The 7,552-nt window shown below is 38.4% G+C and carries 1 protein-coding gene; it reads left to right on the top strand.

Features of this window, described 5'->3' with window-relative positions; genetic code table 11:
• Positions 1–7,552: amino acid adenylation domain-containing protein (locus tag AC5WOC_RS21035; protein ID WP_496057389.1), on the top strand; the 7,552-nt coding region annotated here is incomplete at both ends.

The raw sequence follows: 7,552 nt of genomic DNA, 5'->3' as shown, positions 1-7,552 counted from the left end.
TTGCAAGAATGTGCTCAGACAGAAGAAGTAGAATCACAGCGAGAGATATGGGAGAAGCAACAAATCAGCATACTTCCAACAGATACTGCAGGGGAAAATACAGAATCCTCTGTGAAACAAATGCAATTTGTCTTATCGCAAGAAGAGACAAATACGTTAATTACACAAACAACTCAACGTACTCACGCTTCTACAGAAGAACTCTTATTAACGGCACTTTCCAATGCGCTTTATCAATGGACAGGTGAAAAGAAACATGTCATTCATATGGAAGGGCATGGGCGTGATGAGCAAGGTGACATTGATTTATCTCGGACAGTCGGATGGTTTACCTCACTTTATCCTGTTGAGTTAGTCGCTTCGCCTCAGATGGAAGAAATATTAAATGAAACAAAAGATATACATCGCTATTACAGTAAGATAGCGATGAGTTATGGTTTGTTGTGTTATATGCACGCAAATCCCTTGCCAAAGAAAGATGCATGGATCAGTTTTAATTATTTGGGACAGTTTTTAACTAAATCAGATGGAATAAAGTCCAATTTTATTCAAGAAATAGCCACTGAAAATGTTGGGAAAGCAAGTGCACCTGAATCAGTTCGTGCTCACTTGATTGATGTAATCGCAGTGTTATTAGAAGGAAAGTTACAAATCACTATTTTGTATAGTGAAAATATCTTTCGTGATGAGTCGATTCTATTATTTATTGATGCATTTAAAGCAGGGATTCAATACTTACAAGGCATAATCTTAAAGCAATATGCCTTATCTGATTTTCCTTTAGCACAATTGCAAAAAAATGAGCTGAAGGAGTTTGCTGGAAAAAATATAGAATCGGTTTATCCCTTGTCTCCGTTACAAAATGGAATGCTCTTTCATTCTTTGTATCAACAGGATATTAAAGAATATGTAGTACAAATCGGTTTTGTATTAGAAGGCAGCCTTGATCTTTCCTTATATAAAGAGGCATGGCAAGTTTTGGTGCAAAGAAATGCAGTTTTGCGTACATCTTTTCACTGGGAAGGTCTCTCCACTGCTCATCAAATGGTATATCAGGAAGGAAATTTGGATTGGGGCTATAAAGACCTGCGTGATATGACCACAACAGTGCAACAGGAAATAATTGAAACTTATTTTAAGCAGGATCGAAAATGTGGTTTTCAACTGCAAGAAAAAGCATTATCACGTGTACATCTTTTTCGTTTATCTGATGATTGTTTCCAAGTGATATGGAGTTATCATCATTTGTTAATTGATGGTTGGAGTATGCCATTGTTATTAAATGAATTAATGACGATCTATGAAGAGATAGTACAACAGCGACAAGTGAATTTACCAATAGCACGATCTTTTTCGGATTATATGGAATGGATATCCAAACAGGACAGACAAGAAGCGAAGGTATATTGGCAAAAGCAACTCGCTGGATATAATACATCGATGCAATTGAGCATAGCCAAACATTCAAAAGCGAAGAACCGCAGGGCGGAAGAATCGTATCTGTCTTTGTCATCTGAAAAAACAGCAGATCTGGTTGCATTTTGTAAAGCGTATCAGATTACATTGCACACTTTTTTACAGGGAACATGGTCGCTTCTTCTTCGAGCGTTTAGTGGAGAAACCGATTTGGTATATGGAACAACTGTATCAGGAAGACCTGCAGAACTTCGTGGTGTAGAAACAATGGTAGGAATGATGATTAATACATTACCGGTTAGAGTGAAGGTAGGAGGAAATATCTCTGTCTGTAATTGGTTGGATCACTTGCAAAAATCATTTCAAAATATGAGGCAGTTTGAATATTGCTCTCTTATCGATATCCATCGATGGAGTGATATGCCAGCAACAGAAAACCTTTTTGATTATTTGTTTGTATTTGAAAATTATCCAGCACGACAACAAGCAAAACAAACAGATCTCGTTATACGTTTTACTCATGGAAAAGAAGAAGTTCATTATCCATTGACTGTAGTTGCAGCACTAGGTGAGCAGCTCCAATTGAAATGGATGTATCATGTAGATCGTTTTGCGATAACAGATATTCAAAGGCTTCAAAACTGTTTTGTATCCTTGTTGGATCAGATGATGAACAATCCAAAGCAAACATTGGATTCACTTATCTTTCATAGTTCAGAGGAAGAACAATTACTTCTTTCATGGGCTGGAAAAACGGTAGAGGAAAATGAATTTGTCTCTATACCTAGTTTAATAGAAGACCAAGCAAGAAAACATCCTCATCAATTGGCATTGGTAACGGATAATGAAGATCTTTCTTATTACATGCTAGAAAATAGAGCAAATCAGTTAGCTCACTATCTTCTTCAACAAGGTGTAAATGCTTCTTCACGTATTGCAATTGTAATGGAACGTTCTATTGCAATGGTAGTTGCCCAATTGGCTGTTTTAAAAACAGGAGCAGCATATGTACCGCTTGACCCTGCTAATCCGATCGATCGTCTTCAATATCAACTAGCAGATGCAAAAGTAATACTCACGCTAACAGACAGTTCATCCAAAGATCTGCTTCTTTCAGGGCAAAGCATTGTTTTAGGATGCGATGATCAGCAATGGTCTATGCTTTCTGCTGAATCGCCAAATGTTTTGATTCAGGAAGATCAAGCGGCTTATATCATCTATACTTCCGGTTCAACTGGTCTGCCAAAAGGAGTAGTTATTGAACACCGTTCATTAAGTGAATTAATCAAATGGCAAATACAAACTTACGATCTGAACATACAAGATCATACTACGATGATTGCAGGCACAGCATTTGACGCTTCAATTTGGGAAATATGGTCTTCACTTGCAGCTGGATCCATACTCTTTATTCCAGATGAGTTTACGAAGCGAAATGTAGAAGCATTACAGCAATGGTTGATCGAGAAAGAGATCACGCAATGTTTTCTCCCGACTCCGTTGCTGGAACAAATAATGGAGCAAAAATGGGGGTCAAGTACTACTCTTCATACCATATGGACTGGAGGAGATCAATTACGGCGCTATCCCAATGATCATTTTCCAGCACGTGTGGTTAATCTGTACGGACCGACAGAAAGCACAGTTATTACAACATGTATTGCACTAGACACAAAGGATGACTTTTTGCCGCCGATTGGCAAGCCTATTGCTGGAAGAAAAGTTTATGTATTGGATACCGATCAAAAATTAACACCAATCGGTGTTACCGGTGAATTGTGGATTGGCGGGAATGGGCTCGCTCAAGAATATTGGAATCAACCGGATATAACGGCAGAACGATTTGTTGAACACCCTGTGTTTGGTCGAATATACCGAACTGGGGACTTAGTAAAATGGTTAAGTGACGGAAATCTTGCATTTGTTGGTCGTAAAGATAATCAAGTAAAAATTAATGGTTATCGTATTGAGCTTGGAGAGATCGAAGCAGTACTTCAATCTCATTCTTCTATTAAAGATGCTGTTGTTGTAGTGAATACAAATAATAATCAACAGAAGCAATTGATAGCTTATGTAGTGGCGGATCAGGAAAATACTGCATCATGGAAATCATTTTTAAAGGGATGTTTGCCTGTTTACATGATTCCAGATGTATTTATTGTGATTGATCAACTGCCTCTCACCACAAATGGAAAACTGGATCGGGCATCGTTACCAAAACCTGTCATTCCTTCTACCTATGAAGCGCCAAAAAATGAAGTAGAACAAAAATTATGTGCGATTTGGAAAGATATTTTGGATTTAGAAAAAATCAGTACAACGGATAATGTATTCTTGCTTGGAGCTCATTCGTTGCTCGTCACAAGAGCTATTTCATGTATTAATCGGAAATTTTCTGTAAGATTGCCGCTAAAAGTAGTATTTGATTATCCAACTATTCGTTCGTTTGCTCCTCATATAACAGGAGAAATGAAGGAACAAACAATTATTCCTGCTGATCGTTCCAAATCATTAGCCCTATCTCATGCAGAAAAAAGACTATGGCTCATGGATAAGCTTTTGACAGACAAATCGGTGTATAATATTCCGATTTCCTGGACTAGAGATGTACCATTGGATTTATCAGCTTGGAAGTTTGCCTTGGAACAAATGGCAGAACGTCATGAAATTTTACGGACTAATTATCTGGAAAACGACGGTGATCCAGTAAGGATTATTTCAAAGTCAATCGAAATCCCGCTTTATTTGGTAGATAAAGAGGAACAATTAAACATGGAAGCAAAATATCCATTTTCTTTAGCAAAAGGACCATTGTGGCGTGTAATTGTGACGAAAGATTGCAAACACTGCTTGGTTGTCATGCATCATATCATTACAGATGGTTGGTCTTTTAACTTGTTCTTTGAACAATTGTGCGAAATATATGAAGCAAAGGTTTCTGGACGAAATATTCCTGACGATCTGAGTTCGGTTCAATATGCGGATTACGTAGTGTGGCAAGAAAAACAGCAGTTAGATATGACATATTGGAACAAGCAATTAGCTGATTTGTCTGTATTGGAGTTGCCAACGGATTTCGCAAGACCAAAAGTCCAATCCTACAAAGGTGCTTCTGTCTCTGTTACATGGAACAAAAAAGAAGTGTGGAAAAAACTGAGTAAACTAGCAAGAGAAACAGATTCGACACTTTTTATGATATTATTAGCGGTTTTTCAGGTTTTACTGCATCGTTACAGCGGTCAAGAAGACATTGCAGTAGGAACACCAGTAGCAAATAGAGAATTACTAGAAACACAAGAAATGATTGGTTTTTTTGCAAACACACTTGTATTAAGAGGAAGTGTCACGAGGGATCTTAGTTTCCGGTCATTTGTACAGCAAATTCGACAAACAGCATTGGATGCTTATCAACACCAATCCATCCCATTTGAAAAAATAGTAGAAGAACTCGATCCTGAGCGAAGCATGGATTATTCTCCTTTGTTCCAAGTGATGTTTACTTTTCAAGAAAGTATTTCATCCGAACGTTCCGGATTTGTGGCAAAAGAATTACCAATTACAACCTCAAAATATGATATGGCGTTATCAATTGGAGAAAGTAAGTCTGGAGTGGAGTTAGTCTGCGAGTATAATACCGATTTGTTTCGAGAAGACACCATCAAGCGGTTGTTGGAACACTTCTCACAATTAGTACATTCATTTATTGCTGATCCTGAGCAAAAGATTGCAAATGCAAATATGTTGACTGTTGAAGAGACAGCGGAGGTCATGACGCCAGTATCTACGCCGCAATTGATTTCGTCATTAACACTGATGGAGCGAATTATGTTTCAAGCAATTTCTTCTCCCAGTGCTGTCGCAATAGAAGATGGAAATCTATCGATCACTTATGAGGAGTTAAACCGCAGAGCAAATAAATTGGCTCACTATTTGCGAAGTCAAGGAGTTGTAGCGGGTGATTTTGTAGGTATTTGTTTGGGGCGCTCTAGTGAGCTGGTTCTTTCAGCACTTGCAATTTTAAAAGTAGGAGCAAGTTATGTTCCAATTGATCCAGCTTATCCGAAAGATAGAATACTTTATTTGATGGAAAATGCCAGTTTGCGACTACTTATTACGGATTCTACTTTTCCACTCGATGGAAAAGATATTGTTCGTATTTTTGACCAAATACAGGATACATTGGAACAAATGCCAACAGGAGAACTAGGCGTGATTACTCCTATTTCTGAAGTTGCTTATATGATCTACACTTCTGGGTCTACTGGTTTGCCAAAAGGTGTTATGGTGTCACATGAATCACTTCTTTATCTAGTTGAATGGCATTGTCGTGCCTATTCCTTGACTCCTCTCGATCGAACTAGTTTGATTGCAGGACCAGCTTTCGATGCCTCTGTTTGGGAAATTTGGCCTGTTTTGGCTATTGGTGGAACACTTGTAATACCTGATGAAGAGACAAAACTAGATTTGGAGAAATTACAGATGTTTTTGATTGATCAAAATATATCTGTGAGTTTTTTACCGACGCCCATGTTAGAACAACTATTGGGACAAAAATGGCCAACGAATGTGGCATTGCGATATATCCTCACAGGAGGAGATGTTTTACGCGTTTATCCACCTGCAGAGTTCCCAGTTAAAGTCGTCAATCACTATGGACCAACAGAAAATACAGTAGTGTCCACTGCTTTGGTTTTGCCGAAAGGTACACAAGCAACGCTTCCACCGATTGGAAAATCTATCGATCATGTGTCTGCATATATACTTGATCGCTATAGAAATCCAGTGCCTTCAGGCGTCATTGGTGAGTTATATGTTGGCGGACCTGGTGTAGCAATCGGATATTATCAACAAGAAACACTAACAGCCGAAAAGTTTATCCATCATTCTATCTTCGGCCGCTTGTATCAAACAGGTGATCTAGTAAAACGATTACCTGACGGCAACCTGCATTTTGTTGGACGAAGCGACAGACAGGTGAAAATCCGCGGGTTTCGCATTGAACTCGGTGAGATCGAAGCCGTACTCCGTCAACATGAAACAATATCAGAAGGAATTGTTTTGGAACAAGCTGGCCAATTAGTTGCCTATGTCGTTCCTAAACAAAAAGCACAGATACAAAACAGCCAACTTCGAAGTTATTTGCACGATAAACTACCGAGTTATATGGTTCCGTCCCATTTCATGACACTGAACAAGATTCCTTTCACTGCAAATGGCAAAGTGAACCGAAAATTATTGCCAAGTGTGGATGCTTTATCATTCGATTCGTTTGTATCTCCTCAAACCGGTATGGAAAAACGAATAGCATCAATATGGGAAGAAATTTTAGGAGTAAAAGTAGGACTTCATGATAACTTTTTTGCATTAGGCGGACATTCCTTACTCGCCACAAAAGTAGTTGCAAAAATGAACGAGCAATTGCTTTCATCTATTGGATTAAAAAATTTATTTGAGACACCAACGATTGCAGCGTTACTACACAACAAAGAAGAAACTACTATTTCATCTTCCTCTATGCGTTTGGAGAAGAAACAGCGACCAAATAAATTACCATTGTCATCAGCGCAAGAGCGGCTTTGGATATTTCATCAGTTGCAGCCAGAGAGTGTTGCATACCATATTCCACTTGCTATGCAAATAAAAGGCATTTTGGATGAAGAGGCATTTGTAAAATCGTTTGATTCGATTGTAAAAAGACATGAAACATTACGTACTGTGTTTTATGAAGAACAAGGTAAAGTATATCAACGGATTGGATCGGCCCGTAATCTTCTAGAAATAAGAGATTGTACTTTTGAAGAGGCAATGTCTTTTATACACAGGGATATTCAGACACCTTTTGATTTGATTCAAGATTCACTTTATCGAGCATATCTCTATCGGATTGAACAGAATGTTACTATTTTTCATCTCAATCTGCATCACATAATTGCAGATGGTTGGTCGATGCAGCTACTGTTACAAGAATTATGGTCCAGTTATCTTTCGATTTCCAAGAAAAAAGATTTTGTACTTGATGAGTTGCCTATCCAATATGCGGATTATGCATGGCAAGAAGCGGCATGGATGGAAACCGAGGGAATGCAGGAAGAATTGCACTATTGGAAAGAAAAATTAGCCCGCCTGCCTGTTTTGG

The sequence above is a fragment of the Shimazuella sp. NTD247 genome, assembly GCF_059510415.1.
This window is presented reverse-complemented; position numbering and strand designations above follow the sequence as displayed.